This is a genomic window from Bacteriovorax sp. BAL6_X, assembly GCF_000443995.1.
Lineage (GTDB): Bacteria > Bdellovibrionota > Bacteriovoracia > Bacteriovoracales > Bacteriovoracaceae > Halobacteriovorax_A.
In genome coordinates this window covers 523,585-549,593 of sequence record NZ_AUMC01000006.1, presented here as the reverse complement: position 1 = coordinate 549,593, position 26,009 = coordinate 523,585, and the positions used below count along the sequence as shown (strand labels likewise).

Genomic DNA, 26,009 nt, shown 5'->3' with positions numbered 1-26,009 from the left:
AGTGCATTTATTCGATTTTAAAATAAAGGAAAGGTAAAAAATGAATTATTTTAGTGATGAAAGTGAATGGAAGTGGATGCTTAGAAACGCGATTGATTGGAAAACAATCATTCCAATGTACTATCCAAACTTCCCTACTGAAGATGGCTTTAATAATGAAGAAGAAATCCTAGGCTTTATGGAAGAGCTTCTAACTCAAACAGGGAGTTGGGCGGCCGACGCTGTTTACAACAGAGCAGAGGCCATTGATCAAAATGGCGCAGGTGAAGTAAAGGACGGACGAACGATCCCAGGGCCAGAACTAAGTACTTTTTACCAAGAAGCAACAGAGCTAGGAGCATTTGGCGTGAGTCTTCCTACAGACTTTGGCGGAATGGGTCTACCAGCAGTAGCACTTATGGTTTTACTAGAGCAGCTATCTCGCGCCTGTAACTCACAGTGTACACAACTGGCGTTCTTTAGTTCGATTGCAGATATGGTTCATCGTTTTTGTGATCATGAAACAGCACAAAGAATTGTTCCAAAAATCATCGCTGGAGAGCTTTCAGGTTCAATGAATTTAACAGAGCCGGGGTGTGGTTCAGACCTTGGAATGATAAAAACTTCAGCAACTCCTGTTGGAGATGGAACATACAAGCTTAATGGATCAAAAATCTTCATCACAAATGGTGGTGGCGGAGTGGGATTTGTTCTAGCACGTATAAAAGGAGCGCCAGAGGGCCTTCCAGGTCTATCACTATTCCTTTGTGAGCAAGATGAAAAAGGCATTGAAGGGCCAAACTTTATCGTTGCAAAGAACGAGCATAAAATGGGAATGCACGGCTCTTTTACTTGTGAAGTAGTCTATGAAAATTCGATTGCTCGTCTAATTGGAGAAGAAGGTCAAGGCTTTAAGTATATGCTTCACCTAATGAATGAGGCGCGTATTGCTGTTGGTATGCAGGCCTTAGGTGGAATCGAAGGTTGTATTGGTTATGCAAGAAAATATGCCGATGAACGTATGCAATTTGATAAACCTATTTCAGAGCTTCCACTAATGAAGAGAAATCTGGAAGATTTTGAAACAGAAAGAGATGCCCTAAGAGCACTTCTTGTTGATACAATTTCTTCGTATGATATTTTTCAAAAGTTAGACTTGAAAAAGAAAATGACTGGTGAACTTTCTAGCGAAGAGGAAGCACAGTTTAAAAATGCTTCAATCTGGACAAGAAAGCGTACTCCACTTGTGAAATACTATTCATGTGAAGCTTATACTTACTTATCAACTAAGGCCATTCAAGTACTTGGAGGTTATGGTTTCATGGAAGAGTATCCAATGAGTCGCTATCACCGTGATTCATTTGGGCCACTACTATATGAAGGAACAAGTCAGATTCAGGCCCTTATGGCACTTAAGGATATGATTAAGTATATTGCTAAAAATCCTGACAAATACTTTAAGAACCTTTTTATCAAGCACCCTGCTTTTTCTTGGGTAAGTGCAGACAGTAAAGAGCAAAAGGAATTAACTTCAACTCAATACACTTTCAAAAAGAGCCTTGTTAAGTTAATCATCAAGTGTCTTAAGCCAGATAGTCTCTCCGATCTTGCTAATCCAAAGGCATGGATGAACGAGGAGAATGTCGATAAGCTAATGGTTCACGCAGAAACAATCTGCCAAGGCCTTTCTTACCTTGAAACATTAAGAGTACTTGCTAACCATGCCTCTATTGATAAAACACGATATGATTTATTTTCACGTTATATGAGACTTGTTACACCAAGACTTACTGCAATTTATAATGACTGGGACATTAGATAATTTTAAAGCCTCGAAAGAGGCTTTTTTATTTTAGAGAATATTCTTCAATATTTTGGTAATCGTACTTCACATTTCCATTGGAGCATTGTGTTTCATATTCGATCTTTTCAATCATAGCATTTCTAGTAGCAACTGAGTTTGCTTCAATTATATAAGTTTTCTTTTGTGATAATATTGTTTCATTTGCTGTATTCTTAGTCACAACACTTCTCATTATAGTATTTGAATTAGGAAAAGAATATACAACTCCTAGAGCTAAGAAGTTTGAGTAAACTTGATTAGGATCAGCGTTATTAAAGAATGCATGACAAAATTGTTGCATAATTCCATCTTCATCCGTATTAACAGTTTCCTCTAGTAACTTGCCAGGAATATCATATTGAGACAGAGTCGTTACTGATAATGTAATTTTATTATTAAAAACAGCATCTACTGTAGCTCTGGTTGTCGCAACATCAGGGTTTCCATTACAAGAGCCACTACGTACTTCAAATTTAATCGTGTCGATATCGTCAGTACTTGCTAGATTCATTCTCATTGCTCTTAAACGAGAACAGGCAGAACGGGCATTAGAGAGAGAGAGCTCATCTAACGAAGGTTGAACTTCAACAATACTTCCGATTTGAGCACTCGAAAGAGGTGCAGGACCACCACCGTATTCACCACATGAAGACATCACAAGGGAAGCGGTAATGGCCATTAAAATATGAAAGAATTTTGATTTTAAAACCTTATTCATCAATAATCTTGTCGGATACACTTAAGTAAACTTAAATTTCCATGGCCGTGAAATAGCTCAAATGTTAAATTTTACCTATGAAATTCAAAACAAAATTAGGTGAATACCAAGCGGTAGAAACCGCTGATGGCCATCTCACACTTCACAGTGGCCTCTTTAATGAGAATTGTCATTCTATTGCTGGAGCATATGAAGAAACCCTTCATAACTATGTTTATGGATGTGACGTTCTTGCCCGAGCAAACAACTCTCCTATAATTATTTTAGAGATTGGACTTGGAGTAGGCCTAGGAATTACGGCAACCTTTAATGAAACAAAAAACTGTCAAAATAAGATCAAGTTTATTTCTACAGAAATTGATCCTGAACTTGCTCAATGGGTTTGTCATCAGAATAACTTTTCAAAAGGAGAAATTTCTGATGATAAAATTAAATTTGCCATCAGTGATAATTTTGAAGTTGAAATTCTTATTGGTGACGCCAGAGAAACTATAAAGAAACTTATCCTAGAAGATATTAAGGTGGACTGTATTTATCAAGATGCTTTTTCACCTACTAAAAATCCTTCATTATGGACTAAAGAATGGTTCAGGAATCTGCGTAGCTTGTGTAGTAATAATTCAGTAATGACAACATATAGTGCATCGGTCAAAATAAGAAAGGCCATGTTAGAAGCAGACTTTCACGTTACCAATATGAAAGGTTTTGGCAATAAACGAACCGCCACTCGGGCTTTCACTGACGGCCAATACAAAGACGAAAAATTAGAGGTAGAGCTCAGTCGATCAAAGACTCCCCCTCTTTCAGACAAGGATTTAAATGAAATTTAATATATTCGATTTAAAAGATAATGTAATTTGTAAGCTCTTTAATATTAAGTACCCTATCATTCAAGGTGGTATGGTTTGGGTCTCAGGCTCAAAATTAGCTGCCGCAGTAAGTAATGCTGGAGGCCTAGGTCTTATTGGTGCCGGTTCAATGAAGCCGGATCTTTTAAGGCAACATTTAAGAAAAGCTAAATCACTTTTAGATGAAGGTAAGCATATAGGAGTTAACGTTCCTCTTCTGTATCGTCTTGCAGAAGAACAAATCCAAACCTGCCTAGATGAAGGAATTAAAATCTTCTTTACTTCAGCAGGCTCACCTAAGAAATATACAAAGTTTTTAAAAGACCAAGGATGCACAGTTGTTCATGTAACCTCAAGCCCTGCTCTTGCCAAGAAGTGTGAAGATGCTGGTGTAGACGCCATTGTTGCCGAAGGTTTTGAGGCCGGAGGTCACAATGGAAGAGATGAAATCACAACAATGTGTCTTATCCCACAAGTTTGCGATACAGTTAAAATCCCAGTCATTGCAGCAGGTGGAATCTTTGATGAACGTACAATTGCCGCAGGCCTATGCCTTGGAGCAAGCGGTCTCCAACTTGGAACACGCTTTCTTATGACCAAAGAAAGTAGCGCCCACCAGAATTATAAAGAGATGATCTTAAAAGCAGGGCCTGGAGACACTCGCCTTCAAATGAAACCATATGTACCAGTGAGACTTTTAAAAAATAAATTTGCCATGGAGTCACTTAAACTCGAACTCGAATGTGCACCAGTTGAAAAGCTAGTTGAGCACCTAGGAAAAGGACGCGCCAAGCTTGGTATGCTTGATGGTGATATAGAGGAAGGTGAATTGGAGGTGGGCCAGGCATCGGGTGCCATTCGTGATCTGCCAAGTGTTAGTGAAGTGATGAAGAGTCTTACCACAGTTTTCAGATAAGCTACCAACCTCTCATATCACTAAATTGTCCTTCTTTGTAGCGTGCATCGAGCTCTCTATAAAAGACTTTGATGCTTTCCAACTCATGAGCAGATATTCTCATATCGATCAACTCCGAGTATGAGTATAATGAAATACGCTTGGCCTGAGTAATGTCATTATTGAAGTGCTTTCGATAAAGCTTGAACTGAATTGGAAACAAATCAATATTTTGAAAGTAAGAGCAACGCTCATAAAAGGAAATAAAATCATAAGTGCTATAATCCTTCTGTGGGTATATATCATCATACTTAATAACTATATTTCTATAGTAACCTCTTCTTTTTTCTGTATTAAAATAAAGATAAAACATTTTTTTTCTGAAGTCGTAATCATCAAAATCAATATGATCACCAATACAAAAATCAAGATTTCTATAAATTTCAATTTCTCTCTTGAGCTGCGATACAAAATATTTTTCAACATAAAAAATACGCTCATAATATTGTAAATAAGTGATCATAAGATCTTTTTGAACTTTATTATTCTTTATATTTTTCATAGAAAAACTATAAACATCATCTCTTATACCATCTAAGTTCATATCAACACCAGAAAGAGAGTCTGTCTTATCTGCATTTAGAAGAGTGAAAAGATCCGGCGTACGTCTTAACTCAGAGATTAAGGCGTACGCACCTAGTCCACCGGTGATAGGATTAAACAGGAACAAGCAGAAGCCAGCAAACAATATTGCAGAAAGATAGAGTATGATTTTGTAGATATTTTTTTTCATTAAAAAACCTTAGTGTAACATAACATTGTCGTGACCTCGTTTATTTGAAATAAAAACAACGGTACTAAAGAAACTAGAAAATTTTGCTTTTTCATTAGTTAACCTAAGAATGTAATCATTAATCCCATCATTATTAATATCACCATAACTAATAATACTAACACGGTGATCACACCTGAGATGCCTACGATCGAGGCCCAAAGAATGACAATTTATTGTAACAACATTAAACAACTCATTATCTATTTTAGTTGTAAGTACTCCTTTCCCCTCACCAAAATCTTTAAAACCAATATAATATTTGCCTTTTTCATATATTGGAACAGAGCTCCCTTTCTTAGGTTGAACATCATTTTCACTCTCAAAGAAACTCATTTTCGAAATTCTTTCAATATGATTTAAATCAGATGGCCTATAATAATAAGTACATATTTCAGCAGAAAGGTGATTCACTAAAGATTTGTAATAAACTTTTCCATTTTTGCTCTCTTTATCCATCACTAAAGTTGCATCATACACATCAAGAGGTCTTAGACGATCATCCATACAGATCAAACTAAATGAACTTTCAGAATCCTTTTGAACATTATTTAAGATGTATTCATATCTTTGAGCACGAGATGAAACAATGTCTAATGCTTCAACATTATAAGATAATTTTAATTTATTATTAATTTTGATCTTCTTTTTATTCTTTGAGATAAACTCAATCGTTTCACGAAAATGATTCCCTCTAATATCCTTATATTTTGCTACGACTTCATGAACTTTAGACAAGTAGCTAAGCTCTACTTCATTATACTCAAATACCTTTTTAAAATTTTTACGATATTCATTTTCGAGCTCATCTAACTCATTCTTTATTAATATTGTCAGAGAGTAATACCTTGGATCATTTACGATACGCCGGCTTACTTTGATAAGACTCTTAATAAGAGGACGAATTTCCTCCTTAGAAACTTCTCTTGGATTAATTGATTTTGAATAAGTAAAACCATCAAGCAGTTTGAAAAATGCGTAATACAAACGATTCTTCCACGCATAGTCTACAATATTAGTCCCATCACTAAAAAAATAATTATTTTTAATCATTAAATTTTCATAATTTTTAATATTTTCATTCTTTAAAATATCTTTATAGAAACTATCCCTAGTTTCTCTATCGACACTTTTAAGATAAGACGATAATTCGAAAACATATTCCTCCAGATAGCTTTGACTTGATTCTCGTAGTAAGAATGACAGTGGTGAAATTAAAGTGTTCTTTTTTAAGACAAACGTTTCAGATAGAGAATACCCATGATCATATAAGAACTTTAATCGCTTCTTGCTTAGTGATACTTTGAACTTATAACTATTCGTCATTACTTTCATAACTCTATTTGCAGGTAGGCCAACCTTAATCAACTTTTGTACTTTTTCAAACACAAATTGATCATCCAATAACTTACTCTCAATACTTCCATAGTTTTGATTACTCTTCTTATGAGAAGCAAAATCTTCAAGTTTCACTAAAAAACGCTCTAAAGCATCTTCACTGTATTGGTAATTCTCTATGATTGAAAAGAAGTAATCATCATACAAACTTGCTTCAAGAAGTATATCCTCACCTATTGATTTAAGAATCTCTACCTCTTCAGATAATAAAAATGAAAAGCGAAGTGCAACATATTTTAAATAATCGGATTCATAATGATCAATGAGCTCTATCAATGCACGAGTATTTCTCATTTTTACTGCATAGAGAACATAGGCGAAAGCTGATAACTCATGATCAATATTATAAACAGCACTTGTGCTTATAGAGTTCTTTTCTGTCGTAATATCAAAATAGGTTGATTTATATCTACGCTGTAATATGTCTTTACTAATACGGCTCTTTCCAGAGCTTTTCTTAACTTCTAATAATTTCCTTAAATCGAGAATATTATCTTTGGCCCGACCATTCTGTATAAGCTTTAACACTTGTTTGTCTTTACATACTAAGAACTGATCTGACTTCATTCCATAAAATACGCGACATTGATAGACGTCAGCACTTACTTTTATTGGCAATATAAACAAAGTCCCAAGTATTAATTTACAAAATAGGATACTAGCAATTTCTAGTGTCTTTTTACGCTTCATTACATTCCATCCATATAAAATTAGATATCTCCCCAATCGGAAAGATGAACTTTTTTCTACAATAAAAAACACTTAGCTAGGCTAACACAAATTAATTAGACTACTTGTAACTTAAAACATTATTTATAATATAGATTTGAATCTTTTGTGGCGCCGCTCTGATCCTGAGCAAATCAGACAGTTACTTTGTGTCACCTGTTCATTCTTATTTTTAGATAATAACCATCTAATATTGTTATGTTTTTTGGCACGCCCTTTGCTTTTATATAGCCAAGGAGGTGAAGAAGTCCTTAAACAAGGCACACACAACACACGCACATTACACAGACATTTTGACGGAGGAAAACGCAATGAATGCAATCGCGATGAATGGATTATCGTTTGGTTTCTATCGTGAATTGGCCATGACACTAGTATGGTATATTGGCTCACTCTCGTTGATGTTATCGCTATTTGTTTTTGTTATCAGACCAAAATTTGGTCTAGCGCAGGCCGAGCAAGCAGAATTTAGAACGCAGATGGAGATTGCCAAATTTATTCACACAAGAAAATCTCAAGTGGCATTTGGGAATGAGAAAAATTGGAAGTACTTACGCAAGCAAGTCTTTCGTATCCAAGGCACGAAGTGTCTTAAGTGTGGAATCGAGCACGACAATATGCATATTGATCATATTAAACCTAAATCGATTCACCCACACTTAGAGTTTATGATCGACAACCTTCAGGTTCTATGTCCAACTTGTAATCGTGAGAAGTCGAATAAAGAAGAAAACGACTATCGCAAAGGACACCATTTAATGGCATTAGTAAATACTATTAAAGAGAATAAGTTATTAAGAGAAAGGTATACTTATGATTTTGATAAACTAACGAACCTTACTAAAGAAAAAATGCAATTTGAATTAGCAGCATAATCAAATGAAAGAAGGGAGCCTCAGCTCCCTTTTTAATTATAGGTATTCAATCTTTGTTACAGAGAATAGAAGAACATCACTATTTGTTTCGACAATTGTGTCATTTGAAACAACTTCAGGCCCATCATTACGATAGACAACTTCAAGAGTTCCCGCATTTTCAATTTCGTAGTCAAGGCCGAGATTTAAAAATAATTGAGCGGCAATACCTTTTGAGCTATCTAGAAAATAATGAGTGAAAGCACTAGATTTTGTATAATCATAGCCCAGGCCATTTGAAACATTCTTCATTAAGATTTTTTTATCATTAGCAATACAGTTAAAAACATTAATACCATTTCGCCATTCAAGAACTTGCGTTACTTCACATTCGGCCGTGATAACAACTTCGTTTGTCATAACATTAGTCATTTCAATTTCTAATCCAAATCTCGCTGTCGAGTTCGCATAGGTACTTAAGCTCATTCCCATAAAAACGAATGATAAAAGTAGAGTAAGAATTATTTTTTTCATGATACCTCCCTAATATTTCTTTAGGGATAAGGTATAGAGATTAAAATGATAAGGATATATTCACAGCAACAAAATATTAAAAAACTCTCCCCGATTTTGAACAATAAGTAACAAATATCGACACAAGACAATATTTCTATTCATTTATATCGTCATCACCAGGGTTGAATAGATTGAAATTTAGAATCAAAGTCACAACATCTTTATTCTTTTCTTTATCCTCTGTCACAATTTTTTTAAAATCTTCAAAGAACCTCAAGTAAAGCGCAATGATCTCTTGTCTGGCACTTTGACTCGTATTAAAGACCATTGAACCATAGGCATCAAGACCTGACTTATTCTCAAGATTAGAAATTGCTTTATTTAACCAAAAGCGACGCACATCACTCATCTGCTTAGCACTTCCTCGATCACTTAACTTAATTGATCCGGCCTGGTAAATCCCTTCAGCTTTCTCAATGAGATTATTCTTCTCACAAATTTCAATGATCTCATTTACTTCCTTTATACTAAGGCCCGTGGCCTTAGCGATAAACGAATCTTGATGAAAGCTTAGCTTTTTATAGCCTGGTAGATCCAAAGAAACTAACACATGGCCAATATTTGGATTTTCAAAATAGTGCTTAGTGATCGCAAGACGCATTTGATTATAGTGATCTAAGGCAGCAATTGAACGATTTGATGAAAGCTCAAAAACAAGTGCCATGGACTCCATTTCATCGAGCCCAAAAATAATTTGTAAAAAGTCGTTTAAACACAGACCAGTTTCGCCACTTTTTAAACGCCTTAATTTAGAAGTCGAGATATTACAAGAATTGGATATATCACTTAGGGACTTATTACTAAAGATATACTCGAGTAGCTTATCTGTTTTTATTGCCTCATCATTAAAGCGCAAATAAGACATTAGAATGGCCTCGATATCGATATTAAAGATTGCACAAAACAATAGAAAGTCTTCCCATGAAGCCTTAGTATGCCCTTTTTCCCAACGGTGGACAATATTAGAACTTGCACCAATCTTCTGATTCACCCATTCTTGACTCTTATCCCCTCTGATTGCACGAATAAGTTGTTGAGAAAGTAAATCATAATCAAGTTTTTTACTTAAAGACATAATGTTATTATCGACAAAATAAATGAAGAACTTAAATAGAGAGCATCCAAGGAAAAAATCCAAAGATACTCTCTAAAAAAAGGAAGTTATAGCTTCTTAAGATTTACACAACGAATGTGATTCTTACGATGCCACTTAAGAATATGAAAACTTGCACTAGCAAGAGTTTTAGAATGTGCATTAAAACTAAGAATATAATCATATTGAGTAGAGCGTAGCTTGTGCATACCTACAAATACTTGATTGTAAAGAAGAGTCGTATCCTCACTATAAATATCAGCACCATCTGTTGTTCCATCAATATTTACTGCACATGTCTTTAATTGTGGATATTCACGACGGTGATAATTTGTAATACGTGAGCTCGCTTTAATGTAATCCTTAAGGACATCTTTCCTATTTGATAAAAAACGCCAAGTTATATCAAAGCAATGCTTACCTTTTTCATTGCCTTCAATCGAATCAATTTGTACATAACAGGCCTCACCCGTTTGATGACCATTATTTGTTTCTTGTCCAAGATACAAATCACCTTGTTGAATTTTTATCGTTTGAGCAAATGACGACGAAAGAAATAGCAAAGCAGTAATGATTTTAAAGTTCATTTTAATGTCTCCTCTTATTAAAAATTATTCAAAGAAGACAATATATTTTCTCTTAAATATAAGTAAACAAAAGAAAATACCCACCTAGCTATAAATATAGTTGGGGGGGTATTTGTTTTTTATGTTTAATTGATTGTTAAAGAAAAAAATTGAAAATACTTACGCAAGAAACTCTTTCGTATCCATGCTTATGTCATAGGCTAAACTTATAAGAGATTCTTATCAATACTACTGGTCAACTGTTATAAATTTAACCTTAAGATAATCAAGTATCCCCATTATGATAAAGAATGGCATAAACCAAGGTAGCCACCAACTTATAAAAATAATGGCCAATGAAATTATAACTTTTTCGCCATAATTATAATTAAGAAATAAAAGGCCCAGATGAATTCTAAGTTTTTTATACCTAGAGAAACTTAATTGATAACCAGAGATGATTAAATAGATTAGCGCAATTATGACCATAATAAGAAATAGTTGGTTTGGAAGGCCAAATAAAGTCCCCATATGTAAATCAATTCCCCAACGTGTTAACTTAGATACAAAATTGAAATCTTTAAAAAATGCATGATCAACTAAATCAAGGCCAACTGGATGAATTGTTACGCTATCAACATTTGTCGGAAATGCTCTCTCGATCTCTCTGACAAACCAAGCAGAGTTTGAAGAGGGTTTTACGATTTCAATTTTCTTAGAATCGAGGCCGTATTCATAAGCTTTATCTGCGACTTCTTCAAATACAAGACCTAATGGTTTATTCAATCTATAATCTTTATTAATTTTACGACTAGGCGTAGGTGTTTTCCAGTTCATTGCTGACCTAAGCTTTGAAATTTCTCCACCAGCACCTTTAGACCAAGTAAGACCAGTGATAGATAGGAAAACAAGAAAGAAAGATACTGCTATACCAATATAAACGTGGGCCTTTAACCTACCCTTATATTTCCTCTTCTTTCTTTGAAATAGAAAAATCGCAAGTCCACCTAGAGCTGCAATCCAAAGCCAGCTTGCCGCAACTTCGCTATACCAACGGCCGTATTCGTTTAAAAGTAGATCGCGGTGTAAAAAATCAGTAAACGTCTTTAACGGAAGAGAACCACTTGTACCATATGTTCCCATGGCCCCGGTATTTTCTAATGTTACGGGATTGATAAAAATAGTGTGCATAACATATTGTCGATACATGCCACTGGACTCAAATAAAACTCGTGTTGTTTCAAACTGTGATGGTGCGGGACGTACGGACTTAAGTTTGAAGCTATCTTGAGAAATATCCTGCGCACTTTTTATCTGTTCAGACAAAGGGCGATGCGGCCGTGTATTTTCATGAAAAAGAATATCTTTATAAATAATAGGCTCTGCAATTGAAGCTAGAAGATAGAATAGGCCACTTAATGCTGCAATTACAAAAAATGGGGCCACAAAAAGCCCAACTAAGCGATGAAGATGGATTAAGAATTTCATAAACGAATCTTAAGTCTAGTTAAAATACGTGTAAATAAGGAAATACCCCTGGACCTATAAAATATCCAGGGAAAACAAATTAGATTCCTTTATACGAAGGATAAATATCTTCATACGAATGAACGCCGTGATTACTATCACGCTTAAAAATATCTTTACGCTTTAGATCCTTTATATTTTCATAGCCCGCAGCTGCAACAATTTCACGCACGGCCTCAACTGTTGCGTGATGAAAATTTGCTACCCGCTTCCCCTTCTGATCAACATTAAGCCCTTTAACTAGATCAGGGTTTTGAGTCGTGATGCCAACTGGGCACTTATTAGAGTTACATGTGAGGGCCTGGATACAACCGATTGCAAGCATCATAGAACGTGCTCCATAACAAGCGTCGGCGCCTAAAGCAACGACCTTTACAATATCAAATGCAGTAAAAAGCTTTCCAGCAGCAATAACTTTAATTTCATCTTTTAGTCCATATTCTTCTAAAATATTAACGACTGTTGTTAGACCTTCAATTAGTGGTGTTCCTATTGAGTCTGAGAATTCCAATGGAGCGGCACCGGTACCACCTTCGGCACCATCGACCGCTATATAGTCCGGGTAATTATCAAGATCTTTAAAAGTCTCAACCATTTCAATAAATTCATCTTTTCGCCCAAAGCATAATTTTATCCCCACAGGCTTGCCTCCACTTAACTCTCTTAAGCGCTGAATAAAGGCAACCATTTCTGTTGTATCTCGAAACTCCTTGTGAGATGGTGGTGAATCGACTTCAATTCCTTTTTTCACACCACGAATTCGTGCAATTTCAGCGGTATTCTTTCTTGCAGGAAGTATTCCACCATGTCCAGGTTTTGCACCTTGTGATAATTTTAGCTCAATCATTTTTACTTGCTCAAGAGTGGCCTTCTCTTTAAAGCTCTTATCGCAAAAACGCCCCTCTCGAGTACGAGCTCCAAAATAACCTGTTCCAATCTGCCAAATGAGATCACCACCACCTTTAACATGATAATCACTAATTCCACCTTCCCCAGTGTTATGAGCGAAGTTATTTAACTTTGCACCTAAGTTTAATGCTTCAACAGCACGGGAACTTAGAGCACCAAAACTCATTGCAGAAATATTGAAAATTGAAAGATTATATTTTTTATCACAGTGTTTACTTCCAACTAATACCCTTAGATCTTTTTGCACTTCATGAAATTCTTTTGGATACATTGAATGATTAATCCACTCATAACCAGTTTGATAAACATCCTTTTGTGTTCCAAAAGGTTTTGTACTTAGAGCTAGTTTTGCTCTTTGATAAATAACATTACGAGTTGTACGAGGGATTGGTGTTCCATCTTCATCAGATTCGATGAAGTATTGATAGATCTTAGGACGCAAGTCTTCCATCACATAACGAAAGCGTCCAACAACAGGATAATTGCTTTTTAACGTGTGCTCACTTTGCATAAGATCGTAAAAACCTAATAAATAAATCGGCCCAAGTACAAGGTATTGGTAGTAGAAGAATTCATTAAAGAAAATACCAGCAAAAATTGTTGCAGCATTTGAAATAAAGAAAAACCACCAAAATAACTTACGTGGACTTACCCCGCGACCGATATAGGCCATATTCACCTCATTCGTAATAAACAAATTAAATTTCAATTTGTCAGTTTTATAACTATTATGACTTACTTATCGTCAAGATTTACATTTGTTTTACAATGAAATTGCTCGTGAATTGTTAAGATTAGTTAAACACAAACACGAGAGACACCTATGTGCACAAAGACTTATTCATTAAAAAACTTAAATAAAACAAACACCCTCTTTCTGTTGATCACACCACTGATTGCTATTGCAGGTACAATTGCATGGCTTAAACTTGATGGTTTTGATTGGAGAATCTTAGCATTATCTTTAATTTTCTACATCGCAACAGGACTCGGAATTACGGCCGGATACCACCGTTTATTTGCGCATCGATCGTATCAAGCTAGCTGGCCGGTAAGACTTTTTCTTCTTATTTTTGGTGCTGCTGCTGTACAAAACTCAGCACTTAAGTGGTGTAATGACCACAGAGTTCACCACGGCAAGGTCGATACTGATCTAGACCCTTACAATATTAATGAAGGCTTCTTCTATGCTCACATGGGATGGATCCTCCTACTTGAAGATCAAGATGAGTATAAATATTCTAAAGATCTATTAAAAGACCCAATGGTAATGTTCCAACATAAATTCTATCTTGGTTTTGTTGCTCTATTTAGCTTTGCACTACCTGCACTAATTGGTTACCTATGGGCAGGCTCTTGGCTAGGAGGCTTATTTGTTGCAGGTGTAGCAAGGATCGTTTTTGTTCACCACTGTACATTCTTTATCAATTCACTATGCCATGTTGTTGGAACACGTCCTTATGACAAAGGACAAACGGCTAGAGATAGCTGGGTAATGGCCTTATTTACATATGGTGAGGGATACCACAACTTTCACCATACATTTCAAACAGACTATCGAAATGGCATCAAGTGGTACCACTTTGATCCGACAAAATGGTTAATTCGTTCATTAAACTTCGTAGGCTTAACGTGGAATCTCAAGAGGACACGACCTGAGTTAATTCAGGCCAGAATTCAGGCCTAAACGAAGCTTATATACCTGTTAAAGGCACATTAACATGTGCCTTTTTTTTCCCCTAACTTACCCCAGATAAAAACCTTGTTAAAATTGTTCTATGTTCGATTTAAAGCAAGAAGATGTTGGTCACAATTTTATTCTCGATGAGGAGTTTTTTGAAAACTTCACTTCGTCTCATACAAGAAAATCCTATCTAAATGATATTAATCAATTTCTGTCTTGGATCAGTGACTATTATAAACTAACAACTTTCGATTCAATTGAACGCATTCATGTCATTAAATATAGAAATTACCTCTCTGAGTTTGGTGGCCACAATCAAAACCCTTCAACTCCAAAAACAATCAATCGTAAACTTGCAAGCCTAAGTGCATTCTTTAAATATCTAGTTGAAAAGAACCTCTTAAAGGCGAACCCTGTTGCAAGTGTAAGAAGGCCACGAAGTGAAGTTAAATCCCCTACAAATGCATTAAATAAACAACAAGTCTTAGAACTTTTTTACCACATGGGGCAGAATCAAAAGAGTAAACACCTTCACCTTGCCCTCTTTACAACGTTTTTTACAACAGGGCTTAGAAAGAGTGAAATCTTAAATTTACGATTTAAAGACTATCAGGAGCAAGGTAATAATAAGATCCTTCAATACCGTGCCAAAGGTGGCAAGCTAGGAAAGAAAGTCTTAAACCCTATCGCTATTAAAGCTCTCGATGAATATATTGAATGGATGAATGAAAATAAAAGAGAGACTGGAGATAATGATTGGCTCTTTCAACCAACAAGAAACCCAAGTGATCCTACAAATTTAAATAAACCACTAAATCCAAGAACAATAAACGAATTGCTAGACAAATACGCTCACAAAGCTGGTATTGGTTTCAAAATTACACCTCACTCAGCGAGGGCGACATTTATAGGCGAGCTGCTAGAAATTGGTGTTGATATCTATACAATAGCCATCGAAGTAGGCCACGCTTCAGTAAAAACTACAGGTGAGTATGATAAAAGAAGAAATAAAATTAAAGAGTCTCCTACACTAAAATTAAATTGGGAATAGTCTAGGATATAAACAACGCATCTCATCGTTCGTATATTTTATCAAGATATAGTAGTGTCAAAAAAATTACGGCCACAACATATGGTATAAGCACATCGCATCATACTCTTCTCTTAACACTAAAAATTAGATGACAGAATTTTTAAGACTGTATTTTTTTTCTTAAAATAATTCTTGAAAAAGTGCCTAAACCCCTTGTTTAATGGGTCTAGAAAGACACATCAGGCTGATCAAGTATAAAAATTAGCGGCCCTTCAAAAAAAAGAAAAATCTATGGAGACTTGTGTATTGAAATAAAAAGTTACGAGTCATACACTGAATAAGAACAACACGACACAATCTTATTAAAAAACATTTAAGAGATTTAATATTTTTTTAACTGATTTTAAGTTGCATGTATTTAGCACACACACGCTATTGCAAAAGTTAAGGAGGAACTTGTGACTTCACCAATTCTAGCACAAAATGACGATAGATTCGTCCTTTTCCCAATCGAGTATAATTCAATTTGGGAAATGTACAAAAGACACATGGCAGTTTTCTGGACTGCTGAAGAAATCGACTTGGCCCAAGATATTACAGACTGGGAAAAGTTAAATGACAATGAGAGACACTTCATTACTCACGTTCTTGCATTTTTTGCTGCAAGTGATGGGATTGTTAATGAAAACCTAGCAGTACGTTTTTACAATGACGTGCAAAACCCAGAAGCTAGATGTTTCTACGGATTCCAAATTGCTATGGAAAATATCCACTCAGAAACTTACTCTCTATTAATTGATACATATGTAAAAGACGCTAAAGAAAAAGATCGTCTTTTCCACGCAGTAGATCACTTTGAACCAGTTAAAAAGAAAGCTGACTGGGCAATGAAGTGGCTATACTCAAAAAATACTTTTGCTGAAAGACTTGTTGCCTTTGCTGCCATCGAAGGAATCTTCTTCTCTGGTTCATTTTGTGCAATTTTCTGGCTTAAGAAAAGAGGCCTAATGCCAGGTCTATGTACTTCGAACGAATTCATTTCTCGCGACGAAGGTCTACACTGTGAATTTGCAGTACTTCTACATTCACTTCTTGATAAAGAAGAACAATGTAGCAAGGAGATGATTAAAGAGATCCTTACTGAAGCAGTTGAAATTGAAAAAGAATTCATCACTGATGCAATTCCTGTTTCTTTAATTGGTATGAACGCTGATCTTATGAAGCAATACATTGAATTTGTTGCTGACTTTTGGATGCAACAATTTGGTCTTGAAGCTCACTACGGTTCAGTGAACCCATTTGATTGGATGGAGCTAATTTCTCTAGAAGGTAAAACAAATTTCTTCGAGAAGAGAGTTTCTGAATACCAAAGACCAGGTATCCTTTCTGAGAAGTCAGAAAATACATTCACATTAGACGCGGAGTTTTAAGAAATGTACGTACAGACAAGAAGTGGCGAGAGAGAGCCAATTAAATTTGATAAAATTACAGATAGAATCAACACACTTGCCTTTGGACTAGAAGGTAATGTTGATCCAACACTTATCACACAAAAAGTAATTGAGGGAATCTACGACGGTATTACAACTACGGAACTAGATGGACTTGCTGCTGAAACAGCTGCATATCTTGCAACAAAGCACCCTGACTACAATGTTCTTGCAGGTCGTATTGCAGTTTCAAATCTTCACAAAGAAACAAAAGGCTGTTTCTCAGAGAACGTTAAGGAAATGTATAACTACGTTAACGTGGCAACTGGAGAACATGCTCCTCTTGTTTCAAAAGAACTATATGAAACAGTAGTGGCCAACGCTGAATTACTAGATAAAACAATTGTTGATAAGCGTGACTTCAACTACGACTATTTTGGATTTAAAACTCTAGAAAAGTCTTACCTTCTTAGAATGGAAGGAAAAATTGTTGAAAGACCAGGACAGATGCTATTAAGAGTTTCAGTTGGTATGCATATGAATGATATGGAAGCAGCAATTGAAACTTACAATCTAATGAGTCAGAAGTATTTCACTCACGCTACTCCTACTCTATTTAACTCTGGAACAAATAAGCCACAAATGTCTTCTTGTTTCCTACTTACAATGAAAGATGATTCAATTGATGGGATCTACGATACGCTTAAGCAAACTGCTCTAATTTCTCAGTCAGCTGGTGGTATTGGACTATCAATTCACAATATCCGTGCAAAAGGTTCTTTCATCAAAGGAACAAATGGTACATCAAACGGTATCGTTCCAATGCTTAAAGTTTTCAATGATACAGCTCGCTACGTTGATCAAGGTGGTGGAAAGCGTAAGGGTTCATTCGCAGTATATCTTGAGCCATGGCATGCAGATATCTTCGAATTCTTAGAAATGAAGAAGAATACTGGTAAGGATGAGCAAAGAGCTCGTGACCTTTTCTACGCTCTTTGGACACCTGATTTATTCATGAAGCGTGTTGAGGAAGATGGACAGTGGTCTCTATTTTGCCCACACGAGTGTCCAGGCCTAGCTGATTGTTATGGTGCAGAATTTGAAGCTCTTTACACTCGCTATGAAGCAGAAGGAAAAGCGAAGAAGACAATCCGTGCCCAAGACCTATGGTTTGCAGTACTTGAATCACAAACAGAAACTGGTTCTCCGTACATGCTTTACAAAGATGCAGCTAACGAAAAATCAAATCAAAAGAATCTAGGTACAATCAAGTCTTCAAACCTTTGTACAGAAATTCTTGAGTACACTGCACCTGATGAAGTTGCTGTTTGTAACCTTGCTTCAGTTGCTCTTAACAAATTTGTTAAGACAGACAAAGAAGGTAATGTAACATACGACCATAAGCACTTATATGAAGTTGTTTATCGTATGACTAAGAACCTTAACAGAGTTATTGATGTAAACTACTACCCTGTTATTGAAGCGAAGAACTCTAATATGAGACACCGTCCAATTGGCCTAGGTGTACAAGGTCTTCAAGATACTTTCTTCATGATGAGACTACCATTTGAGTCAGAAGAGGCACTTAAGCTTAATAACGATATCTTTGAAACAATCTACTTTGCAGCTGTTACAGCTTCAAAAGATACTGCAAAGGTTGACGGTCCTTACTCAACTTACGAAGGCTCTCCAATGTCACAAGGACAATTCCAGTTTGACATGTGGGGACACTCAGCTCACTCAGGACGTTGGGACTGGGATGCGCTAAAAGCAGAGGTAGCAAAACATGGTGTAAGAAACTCACTACTAGTTGCTCCAATGCCAACAGCATCAACTTCTCAAATTCTAGGAAATAATGAGTGTTTTGAGCCAATCACTTCAAATATCTACGTTAGACGTGTTCTTTCTGGTGAATTTGCAGTCGTTAACAAGTTCTTAGTACGTGACCTAATTGATCGTGGACTATGGGATGATACTTTAAGAAATGAAATCATCGCTAATAATGGTTCAATTCAATCAATTGAAAGAATCCCGGAAGACTTAAAAGCTCTATACAAAACAGTTTGGGAAGTTAAGCAGAAAGCAGTTATTGATATGTCTGCTGGACGTGGGCCTTATATTGACCAAGGTCAGTCACTTAATATCCACCTAGAAAACCCTAACTTCGGGAAACTTTCTTCAATGCACTTCTATGCATGGAAGAAAGGACTTAAGACTGGTATGTACTACCTACGTTCACGTGCTGCAGTTAACGCTGTTCAGTTCACAGTAAAGAACGAAGGTAAGAAGACTCCAGAACAACTTGAGCAAGAAGCGGCAGCAATGATTTGTTCTATCGACAACCCAGAAGATTGCCAAATGTGTGGAAGCTAGAAGTTACAATAAAATTAAATTTGATCCAACTCCGGTTGAATCGAAGTGCTAGAAAGAGGGGCCAAGGGATTTGGCCCCTCACTACATTTAGAGCATCACTATGAAAATTGAAACAAATCAAAAACAAGATAACGCCAAGTTTTGGCAAGAAGGTTGGGACAAAGGTTTCACAGGATTCCATCAAAGTGAATATAACCAGGCCATGATTGACTACTTTAAAGATCTCGATCTTAACGGTAAAATCGCTCTAATTCCCCTATGTGGAAAGTCCCTTGATATGCTCTATCTTGCAAATAAGGGCGCAAAAGTTATTGGCGTTGAAGTTGTAAAAGAGCCTGTAGAACAGTTTTTTAAAGAAAATGAAATTGAATTTGATTTAGTTGATAGTGTCTATACTTCAAAAGATGGCCAGATCGAAATTCATAATAAAGACTTTTTTAAGATTAAAGACTTAGGAAGAATTGACTATCTCTATGACCGTGCTTCAAATGTCGCCCTTCCAAAGTGTATGAGAGAGCAAAAGTACTACCCTACAATAAAGAGATTAATCCAAGAAGAAACAAAGACTCTACTAATAACAATGGACCATGATGGTTCACGTGACTTTGGCCCACCTTATGCGATTCATAAGAAAGAAACAAAAGATCACGGCCCGTCACTTAAACTGATTAATGAATCTAGTTCTAAAGCAATGCAGAGATTCCAAGAAGAAGGGATTAGGAAAATTAAACGCTTTATTTGGGCCAACTAGCAAGAAGCTTCAAATGCTCAGATTTTACTCCCTCTAAGTCCAAGCATTCTTTAATTGTAGAGATGGCCGTCTACAGAATAGACGGGCCATAAAATAATGAATTAGTTGGCGTTAGCGCTGGCCTGAACAAAACTATAGTAGAAAACAGCGTTTGGATCATTTGATACTTTCTTAAGCTCAACTCTCATTTCATCAACAGTCTCTTGATCCACTCGGCCTTCTTTTACAAGCTGAGGAGCTGCAGAAAGAAGAAGCTCACACCAGTAATCGATAAATTCTTTTCTCTTATCAGGACGTCGGTTATCAAGGTGCCATGTTTTAGACTCCACCTTAATATTTCTAAAACCTTGTTGCATTAGCAGGTTTCCAAGTTTAGCTCCAATAAATGGATCTCCACCCATATCATATTGGTAATCATTAAAGGCCTGCCAGTATTTCCAAGTATTAGGTGAATATGGATCTAGTAAGAAACTAGAGTTCATAACTTCCGTAATATAAATGCGACCCCCTGGCCTTAGTACTCGCCTTGCTTCAGAAAGAACTTTTGCAGGCTCAGGAACATGCTCTAAAATCCAACACAAAAATGCGCCATCAAATTTTCTCGAATCAAAAGTTAAGTTTGTTGCATCCATTTGGTGAAGCTCAAAACGATCTTTAAATGCACCATTTAGGGTATTCCCAAGAAATTCTTGCGCTGAAGCCAATTGATGCTCGCTTCTATCAACACAAGTAATATGCATATCAGGAAACCTTCTAAGAAGAATTTCAGTTTGAGCACCAACACCACTACCAATCTCTATCAATTCTTTTATTCTTGAAAGATTCACATCCTTATATACAGTTTGTTCTGCAAAACGGGCCTGGGCACGTAGACGATCTTGTTCGGCCTTATCAAAGCCATGAAGATATGGAAATTCACTAGGTTTAATCTTATTTTTTTCATTATTATCAGACATACAATACCTCAATAAAGTTTGAGTAATTATAACATGAATGGCCCAAGCGTGATAGATTTGCTAAGTTAGATAAAATCGTTATTGGAGTAAAAAATGCAATTAATCTTAGGAAGTTCATCACAATTTCGCCAGGCACAACTAAAACAATTGGGCCTAGAGTTTACAAGTATTTCTCCTAATATTGATGAAGAGGCCATAAAAACTCAAGGCCTTACTCCATTTGAGGTCTCACGAGAACTCTCGCTGCAAAAGGCGCAAGAGGTTCTTAAAACAAATCAAGATGCAATTATTATTGGTGGTGACCAAGTGCTAAACTTTAATGGAGAAATCTTTAACAAGCCAGAAACACCTCAGAATGCATTTAATCACCTCAAACGCCTTCAAGGTCAAACTCACGAGTTAATTACAAGTATTGCTGTTATCACAAGAGATAAACAAGTTATCGAAACCGTTGTTTCAAAAATGACAATGAAGCGTCTTACTGATGATCAAATCAAGCGCTATATTGATATAGATGAGCCTTTATGGAGCTGTGGTGCTTATAAATTAGAGACACTAGGTATCGCTCTTTTTGACACTATTGAGTGCCCGGATCACTCATCGATTATAGGCCTACCACTAATCTCTCTTTCAAAAATCTTAGAAGGATTTGGTAAAAAAATTCTATAAACTACCGAAATAACGGAGTTCTAAAATAACTGACTAAATTTCTCTCCTCTATAAGCCGATAAATATTTAATATCTAAGAGTACGAGGGAGTTATTGTGATAAGAAAAAGCGCCATTGTTGCTATTATGGCAACAAGTATCTTTGTTACAAGCTGTAGTAAAGACTATGCAAATATCAATAATAGAAAGATCTCCTCTGTTAGCCTCTATGGACCGGAAATTGAAACCTACTATGATCATGAAGAGCTAGAGAATTATCAAAATAGAATTGAAGAAATTCTTGTGTGGAGACACAAGGCCATCGATTTCATCATCGATATTCAAGAACAAAAAGTTCTTAGAAGTAATCAGATCACAACAATGCATGAAGAAGGAACTGAGACCTATAAGCGTTTTAGAGACTCCGTATGGCCAAAAATTGAAGAAGTAAAATGGGTTGTCGACAAGTATAATGAAATTTACATTGTTAAGGATCGTCCTTCAGAAGTTTTAAACAAGAAGAAAAAAGTAAGAAGAAGTCACGCCCAAAAAAGAAGTGCTAACGAAAACTTTCGTTGGCAAAAGTATAAAGAAATTACGATTAATCCTACCGATGAACTTGGTAAAGCATTAATCTATGATATGAAAATGGCCATCGCCACATCTCTTGTAATGTACGATAACTACATGATTGTTCTATCTCAAATTCAAGAAATGAAAAAAATTCGACACCTTATCAACTACGATAATGCAGAATTAAAAAACCAACTCGCAAAAATTACATTTAGTTACAATAAATACGATAATTATAATCGTATTGAACGAGGCCTAGAGATCTATCAGAAGCTACTAAAATTTGACTATGATAATAAAGTTGTACCAGATAGAGCAAACTACTACCTTGATTCACTTATTCAATCATCGCAGAGTTTTGAAAAGGTGAATAAAGAATTTAAAAAGGGCATACTTGGTCGAAAGCTTTCAATGATCTGGCGCTATATTGGAGACTATTTCAAAGAAGGTAAGAATAATGCTACCCACATTGTCTCTAAAGGTTTTGGAAATACTGCCGGACTTGTTCAAACAAGACGTGGAAAACTTTATGATCCAACACCCGAAAGAATTCAGGAGCTTGAATCACAACTTGAACCTCTTGATGTCTTACTAGAAAAGACTCCATTTAGGCTTACTGATAAATTTATACCTGGCCACTGGGGGCACGTTGCTATTTGGACGGGAAATAAGTCGCAGCTACAAGAGCTAGGAATCTGGGATCACCCTGAAGTAGTGCCATTCCATGATGAGATTGAAAATAAAGGAAAGAGAATTATTGAGGCCCTAAGGCCTGGCGTTCAATACAACACCCTACATCACTTTATGGATATTGATGATCTTGCAGCAGTTCGCTACCAGAAAGAGCTTACTCGCGAACAAAAACAAGACTATCTGATAAATGCCTTTAAGCAAGTAGGTAAAGTATATGACTTTAACTTCGATGTTGAAACAGATGAAAGAATCGTTTGCTCGGAGCTTGCCTACGTAACATTTGATGATATGGAGTGGCCTGTTGCTAAAGCGGCCGGTCGCTATACTATTTCACCTGACAATGTTGGTGAAAAAGTAGGAGATGAGAAATCGTTTACGACTATTCTTCTTATTCACGACGGAAAAGAAGTAGCAAAGAATCTCAATGAAAACTTTGCTCAACTTATGAAAGATAGCACTTTAATTAAGTAGATTATAATCGATTTAAGACAGAGAATTTCCAAGCTGGGGAATTCTCTGTTTCTTCAAAGTACGCCTCATCACTCACACTAAATTCACTTCGATCAAATTTAGGAAAGAACACATCGGCATCACCTTCAAACTCGACTTCAGTTAAGTAGATGCGATCAACTTTTGGAAGATAGTATTCATAGATAAACGATCCACCAATAACAACGGCCTCTTCAACCCCGGCCTGTTTAAGTTCATTTAAAACAGCATCGGGATCAGTAAAGACTTCACAACCTTCAATATTAAGTGAAGGGTCGCGGGAAATGATGATATTTCGTCTCTTTGGCAGAGGCCTGCCGATTGAATCAAAAGTCTTTCGCCCCATGATAATCGGCTTGCCACTAGTTATTTTTTTGAAATTTTTAAGATCCTCGCTAATATGCCAAAGCAAATCGTTGCCCTTACCTATTTCGCGATTTTTCCCTATTCCAACGATCAAAGAGAGAATCAAACTGATACCTCACCTTTAATATGTGGATGGGCCTCATAATTCTCTAAAGTGAAGTCTTCATATTTAAAATCAAATATCGACTTAACGTCAGGATTGATCTTCATTGTAGGAAGTGCATGTGGTTCACGAGTCAGTTGAAGTTGTGCTTGTTCAATATGATTTAAATAAAGGTGAGCATCTCCCATTGTATGGACAAAATCACCTAGCTTTAAGTCACAAACTTGAGCAAGCATCATAGTCATTAGTGCGTAAGAAGCAATATTAAATGGTACACCTAAGAAGATATCTGCAGATCTTTGATAAAGCTGACAAGACAATTTCATATCAGGAGAAACATAGAATTGAATAAACGAATGACATGGTGGTAAGGCCATATTATCAACATCGGCAGGGTTCCACGCCGTTAAAATATGACGACGAGAGAAAGGGTTTTCTTTTAGGCCCTTAACTAAGTTTGCAACCTGATCGACCTCTTCACCATTTGGAGTTTTCCAGTGACGCCACTGATATCCATAGACAGGGCCAAGGTCGCCATTTTCATCCGCCCACTCATCCCAAATACGAACTTTATTTTCTTTGAGGTATGCAATATTTGTATCACCCTTTAGAAACCAAAGGAGTTCATGAATAATTGAACGAAGGTGACACTTCTTAGTTGTCACTAATGGAAAACCTTCTTCTAAGTTATAGCGAGCTTGGTAACCAAAAACTGAAATAGTCCCTGTACCAGTACGGTCTTCTTTTTTCTGACCATTTTCTAGCACGTGTTTCATTAGATCTAAGTATTGTCTCATCCGTGTGTCTCCCTAGGTTTGTGCGAAATTTTGTGTGTTTTGTCTAAAGTTAATTATACAGAATGAAGTACAATTTTAATAGCTTGCAACTCGTCAAAAAGGCCCATAAAATATGACAAATAAGGAAATATATTATGATAAAAATTGGACTAGAGCGTCTTAGAGATGACGCAACTTTACAAAATAAAATAACAGGAAATATCGCACTACTATGTCACAGTGCGAGTATTGATTCGAAATTCAAAGTTGCCCCCATTATATTCAAGGAAATTTTTGGAGATCGATTCAAGAAATTATTTGGGCCACAACATGGCTTTGTAAGTGATGTGCAAGACAATATGGTAGAGACACAACACTACACTCACCCATTCTTTAAAGTTCCTGTTTACTCACTATATAGTGAAACAAGAAAGCCTACTAAAGAAATGCTTGCGGGTATCGATACTTTTGTTGTTGATCTTCAAGATGTTGGAACTCGTGTCTATACATACATCACAACGGTTACTTATCTTTTAGAAGAGTGTGCAAAAGAAGGTATAAAAGTTGTTATACTCGATCGACCAAATCCAGTAGGCTTAGATAAGATTGAAGGAAATATTCTAGAGACTGAATTTAAGTCATTTGTTGGTGCACTTGAAATTCCTCAGCGCCACGGTCTTTCTATGGGAGAATACGCAAAATTTGCAAAGAAGCAGTTAGGAATAGATGTTGAACTTGAAGTAATTGAAGTTCAAGGCCTAAGTAGATCAATGCAATGGAAAGATACTCAGCTTTCTTGGGTTAATCCATCACCAAATCTTCCTACACCTGAGGGGTCTCTAACATTTTGTGGAACTGTTCTTTATGAAGGAACTAATTTAAGTGAGGGCCGAGGAACAACTCGCTCTCTTGAAGTTGTAGGACATCCATCAATTGAAGCCTACTCATTTGTTGATTCTTTAAAAGAAACGCTTAATGAGATTGATAATGGAAGCTTCATTTTACGTCCAGTTAACTTCATGCCAACCTTCAATAAGCATGCAGGAAGTGCTTGCGGAGGTGTTCATATTCACGTCACAAATGAGAAAGAGTTTAATTCCTGGCAAGTCTCTCAATACCTTTGTCGAGAATTTAAACGTGCCTTAGGTGGTAAGTTCGAATGGGACGCAAAGGACTATGAGTACGCATTCGGCAAACTTGCAATTGATCTTATTAATGGAAGTGAATTTGTAAGAGACTGGGTCGAGCGTCTAGGAAGTATGAATGAACTACGAGAATTTGAGATAAAAGGCCATGCTCAATACCTTAAAGAAATCGAATCAATTAAAATATACAAGTAAAACAAAGGCCCGACACAAATATAATAGT

General features: G+C 36.2%; 23 protein-coding genes. 12 read left to right on the top strand and 11 right to left on the bottom strand.

Annotated elements, in window-relative coordinates:
- The first annotated feature begins 40 nt into the window (after nt 1-40).
- A complete protein-coding gene (locus M902_RS06835; RefSeq protein WP_021266910.1) occupies nt 41-1,801 on the top strand; it encodes an acyl-CoA dehydrogenase family protein in 1,761 nt (586 codons plus the stop codon).
- A 25-nt stretch (nt 1,802-1,826) separates the two neighbouring features.
- Here M902_RS06835 and M902_RS06830 read toward each other — a convergent pair whose 3' ends face one another.
- Nucleotides 1,827-2,540: a hypothetical protein gene (locus M902_RS06830; RefSeq protein ID WP_021266803.1), complete on the bottom strand. Its 714-nt coding sequence runs from the start codon at nt 2,538-2,540 to the stop codon at nt 1,827-1,829.
- A 77-nt stretch (nt 2,541-2,617) separates the two neighbouring features.
- Between M902_RS06830 and M902_RS06825 the strand changes: the two genes are divergently transcribed.
- Both M902_RS06825 and M902_RS06820 read left to right on the top strand, forming a co-directional pair.
- The gene (locus M902_RS06825) at nt 2,618-3,370 is read left to right on the top strand and encodes a tRNA (5-methylaminomethyl-2-thiouridine)(34)-methyltransferase MnmD (protein ID WP_021266623.1); all 753 of its coding nucleotides are present in this window, start codon (nt 2,618-2,620) and stop codon (nt 3,368-3,370) included.
- Nucleotides 3,360-4,304 (top strand): nitronate monooxygenase family protein, encoded by a 945-nt coding sequence (locus M902_RS06820; RefSeq protein WP_021266635.1) that lies wholly within the window; start codon nt 3,360-3,362, stop codon nt 4,302-4,304. Before M902_RS06825 ends, M902_RS06820 begins: the two co-directional genes overlap by 11 nt.
- 1 nt (nt 4,305) lies before the next feature.
- Here the strand turns inward: M902_RS06820 and M902_RS06815 are convergent, their stop codons facing one another.
- Complete coding sequence (locus M902_RS06815) at nt 4,306-5,076, bottom strand: hypothetical protein (protein ID WP_021266980.1); 771 nt, start codon at nt 5,074-5,076, stop codon at nt 4,306-4,308.
- A 9-nt stretch (nt 5,077-5,085) separates the two neighbouring features.
- Nucleotides 5,086-7,203, bottom strand: coding sequence for a hypothetical protein (locus M902_RS06810; protein WP_021267042.1), 2,118 nt, complete (start codon nt 7,201-7,203; stop codon nt 5,086-5,088).
- Between the two features lie 350 nt (nt 7,204-7,553).
- On the opposite strand from M902_RS06810, the gene M902_RS15835 reads away from it, so the two are divergent.
- Nucleotides 7,554-8,117, top strand: coding sequence for an HNH endonuclease (locus M902_RS15835; protein ID WP_021266865.1), 564 nt, complete (start codon nt 7,554-7,556; stop codon nt 8,115-8,117).
- 36 nt (nt 8,118-8,153) lie between these two features.
- Here the strand turns inward: M902_RS15835 and M902_RS06800 are convergent, their stop codons facing one another.
- The 5 genes from M902_RS06800 to M902_RS06780 form a co-directional block, all read right to left on the bottom strand.
- The gene (locus M902_RS06800) at nt 8,154-8,630 is read right to left on the bottom strand and encodes a hypothetical protein (protein WP_021266920.1); all 477 of its coding nucleotides are present in this window, start codon (nt 8,628-8,630) and stop codon (nt 8,154-8,156) included.
- 136 nt (nt 8,631-8,766) lie between these two features.
- Complete coding sequence (locus M902_RS06795) at nt 8,767-9,747, bottom strand: DUF4423 domain-containing protein (protein ID WP_021266713.1); 981 nt, start codon at nt 9,745-9,747, stop codon at nt 8,767-8,769.
- 86 nt (nt 9,748-9,833) lie between these two features.
- Entirely contained in the window at nt 9,834-10,352 is a 519-nt protein-coding gene (locus tag M902_RS06790) for a hypothetical protein (RefSeq protein ID WP_021267063.1), read from the bottom strand.
- A 228-nt stretch (nt 10,353-10,580) separates the two neighbouring features.
- The gene (locus tag M902_RS06785) at nt 10,581-11,819 is read right to left on the bottom strand and encodes a PepSY domain-containing protein (protein WP_021267096.1); all 1,239 of its coding nucleotides are present in this window, start codon (nt 11,817-11,819) and stop codon (nt 10,581-10,583) included.
- 79 nt (nt 11,820-11,898) lie between these two features.
- Nucleotides 11,899-13,440, bottom strand: coding sequence for an FMN-binding glutamate synthase family protein (locus M902_RS06780; RefSeq protein ID WP_021267108.1), 1,542 nt, complete (start codon nt 13,438-13,440; stop codon nt 11,899-11,901).
- A gap of 150 nt (nt 13,441-13,590) precedes the next feature.
- On the opposite strand from M902_RS06780, the gene M902_RS06775 reads away from it, so the two are divergent.
- The 5 genes from M902_RS06775 to M902_RS06755 all read left to right on the top strand — a co-directional run bounded on the left by M902_RS06775 (nt 13,591) and on the right by M902_RS06755 (nt 20,038).
- The gene (locus M902_RS06775; RefSeq protein WP_021267022.1) at nt 13,591-14,454 is read left to right on the top strand and encodes a fatty acid desaturase; all 864 of its coding nucleotides are present in this window, start codon (nt 13,591-13,593) and stop codon (nt 14,452-14,454) included.
- A gap of 91 nt (nt 14,455-14,545) precedes the next feature.
- Nucleotides 14,546-15,502 carry a tyrosine-type recombinase/integrase gene (locus M902_RS06770; protein ID WP_021266730.1) on the top strand — a complete coding sequence of 319 codons (957 nt, stop codon included), beginning with the start codon at nt 14,546-14,548 and terminating at the stop codon, nt 15,500-15,502.
- Nucleotides 15,503-15,942: 440 nt separating this feature from the next.
- Complete coding sequence (locus M902_RS06765) at nt 15,943-16,914, top strand: ribonucleotide-diphosphate reductase subunit beta (RefSeq protein WP_021266816.1); 972 nt, start codon at nt 15,943-15,945, stop codon at nt 16,912-16,914.
- A 3-nt stretch (nt 16,915-16,917) separates the two neighbouring features.
- Nucleotides 16,918-19,287 (top strand): ribonucleoside-diphosphate reductase subunit alpha, encoded by a 2,370-nt coding sequence (locus M902_RS06760; protein ID WP_021266822.1) that lies wholly within the window; start codon nt 16,918-16,920, stop codon nt 19,285-19,287.
- A 100-nt stretch (nt 19,288-19,387) separates the two neighbouring features.
- A complete protein-coding gene (locus tag M902_RS06755) occupies nt 19,388-20,038 on the top strand; it encodes a hypothetical protein (protein ID WP_021266559.1) in 651 nt (216 codons plus the stop codon).
- Between the two features lie 101 nt (nt 20,039-20,139).
- On the opposite strand, the gene M902_RS06750 is transcribed toward M902_RS06755, so the two are convergent.
- The gene (locus tag M902_RS06750) at nt 20,140-20,994 is read right to left on the bottom strand and encodes a class I SAM-dependent methyltransferase (RefSeq protein WP_021266683.1); all 855 of its coding nucleotides are present in this window, start codon (nt 20,992-20,994) and stop codon (nt 20,140-20,142) included.
- A 93-nt stretch (nt 20,995-21,087) separates the two neighbouring features.
- Here M902_RS06750 and M902_RS06745 point away from each other — a divergent pair, with 93 nt between their 5' ends.
- A complete protein-coding gene (locus M902_RS06745; protein WP_021267040.1) occupies nt 21,088-21,663 on the top strand; it encodes a nucleoside triphosphate pyrophosphatase in 576 nt (191 codons plus the stop codon).
- 95 nt (nt 21,664-21,758) lie between these two features.
- Nucleotides 21,759-23,378, top strand: coding sequence for a YiiX/YebB-like N1pC/P60 family cysteine hydrolase (locus M902_RS06740; RefSeq protein ID WP_021266715.1), 1,620 nt, complete (start codon nt 21,759-21,761; stop codon nt 23,376-23,378).
- 1 nt (nt 23,379) lies between these two features.
- On the opposite strand, the gene M902_RS06735 is transcribed toward M902_RS06740, so the two are convergent.
- Both M902_RS06735 and M902_RS06730 read right to left on the bottom strand, forming a co-directional pair.
- A complete protein-coding gene (locus M902_RS06735) occupies nt 23,380-23,856 on the bottom strand; it encodes a dihydrofolate reductase (RefSeq protein ID WP_198011873.1) in 477 nt (158 codons plus the stop codon).
- Nucleotides 23,857-23,864: 8 nt separating this feature from the next.
- Nucleotides 23,865-24,662, bottom strand: coding sequence for a thymidylate synthase (locus M902_RS06730; RefSeq protein ID WP_021266712.1), 798 nt, complete (start codon nt 24,660-24,662; stop codon nt 23,865-23,867).
- Nucleotides 24,663-24,796: 134 nt separating this feature from the next.
- On the opposite strand from M902_RS06730, the gene M902_RS06725 reads away from it, so the two are divergent.
- A complete protein-coding gene (locus M902_RS06725; RefSeq protein WP_021266653.1) occupies nt 24,797-25,981 on the top strand; it encodes an exo-beta-N-acetylmuramidase NamZ domain-containing protein in 1,185 nt (394 codons plus the stop codon).
- The last annotated feature ends 28 nt before the right edge of the window (nt 25,982-26,009 follow it).

Excerpts from the sequence above, each read along its gene's own strand:
- M902_RS06835 (WP_021266910.1), top strand. The coding sequence starts at position 41 with ATGAATTATTTTAGTGATGAAAGTGAATGGAAGTGGATGCTTAGAAAC.
- M902_RS06830 (WP_021266803.1), bottom strand. The coding sequence starts at position 2,540 with ATGAATAAGGTTTTAAAATCAAAATTCTTTCATATTTTAATGGCCATT.
- M902_RS06825 (WP_021266623.1), top strand. The coding sequence starts at position 2,618 with ATGAAATTCAAAACAAAATTAGGTGAATACCAAGCGGTAGAAACCGCT.
- M902_RS06820 (WP_021266635.1), top strand. The coding sequence starts at position 3,360 with ATGAAATTTAATATATTCGATTTAAAAGATAATGTAATTTGTAAGCTC.
- M902_RS06815 (WP_021266980.1), bottom strand. The coding sequence starts at position 5,076 with ATGAAAAAAAATATCTACAAAATCATACTCTATCTTTCTGCAATATTG.
- M902_RS06810 (WP_021267042.1), bottom strand. The coding sequence starts at position 7,203 with ATGAAGCGTAAAAAGACACTAGAAATTGCTAGTATCCTATTTTGTAAA.
- M902_RS15835 (WP_021266865.1), top strand. The coding sequence starts at position 7,554 with ATGAATGCAATCGCGATGAATGGATTATCGTTTGGTTTCTATCGTGAA.
- M902_RS06800 (WP_021266920.1), bottom strand. The coding sequence starts at position 8,630 with ATGAAAAAAATAATTCTTACTCTACTTTTATCATTCGTTTTTATGGGA.
- M902_RS06795 (WP_021266713.1), bottom strand. The coding sequence starts at position 9,747 with ATGTCTTTAAGTAAAAAACTTGATTATGATTTACTTTCTCAACAACTT.
- M902_RS06790 (WP_021267063.1), bottom strand. The coding sequence starts at position 10,352 with ATGAACTTTAAAATCATTACTGCTTTGCTATTTCTTTCGTCGTCATTT.
- M902_RS06785 (WP_021267096.1), bottom strand. The coding sequence starts at position 11,819 with ATGAAATTCTTAATCCATCTTCATCGCTTAGTTGGGCTTTTTGTGGCC.
- M902_RS06780 (WP_021267108.1), bottom strand. The coding sequence starts at position 13,440 with ATGGCCTATATCGGTCGCGGGGTAAGTCCACGTAAGTTATTTTGGTGG.
- M902_RS06775 (WP_021267022.1), top strand. The coding sequence starts at position 13,591 with ATGTGCACAAAGACTTATTCATTAAAAAACTTAAATAAAACAAACACC.
- M902_RS06770 (WP_021266730.1), top strand. The coding sequence starts at position 14,546 with ATGTTCGATTTAAAGCAAGAAGATGTTGGTCACAATTTTATTCTCGAT.
- M902_RS06760 (WP_021266822.1), top strand. The coding sequence starts at position 16,918 with ATGTACGTACAGACAAGAAGTGGCGAGAGAGAGCCAATTAAATTTGAT.
- M902_RS06755 (WP_021266559.1), top strand. The coding sequence starts at position 19,388 with ATGAAAATTGAAACAAATCAAAAACAAGATAACGCCAAGTTTTGGCAA.
- M902_RS06750 (WP_021266683.1), bottom strand. The coding sequence starts at position 20,994 with ATGTCTGATAATAATGAAAAAAATAAGATTAAACCTAGTGAATTTCCA.
- M902_RS06745 (WP_021267040.1), top strand. The coding sequence starts at position 21,088 with ATGCAATTAATCTTAGGAAGTTCATCACAATTTCGCCAGGCACAACTA.
- M902_RS06730 (WP_021266712.1), bottom strand. The coding sequence starts at position 24,662 with ATGAGACAATACTTAGATCTAATGAAACACGTGCTAGAAAATGGTCAG.
- M902_RS06725 (WP_021266653.1), top strand. The coding sequence starts at position 24,797 with ATGATAAAAATTGGACTAGAGCGTCTTAGAGATGACGCAACTTTACAA.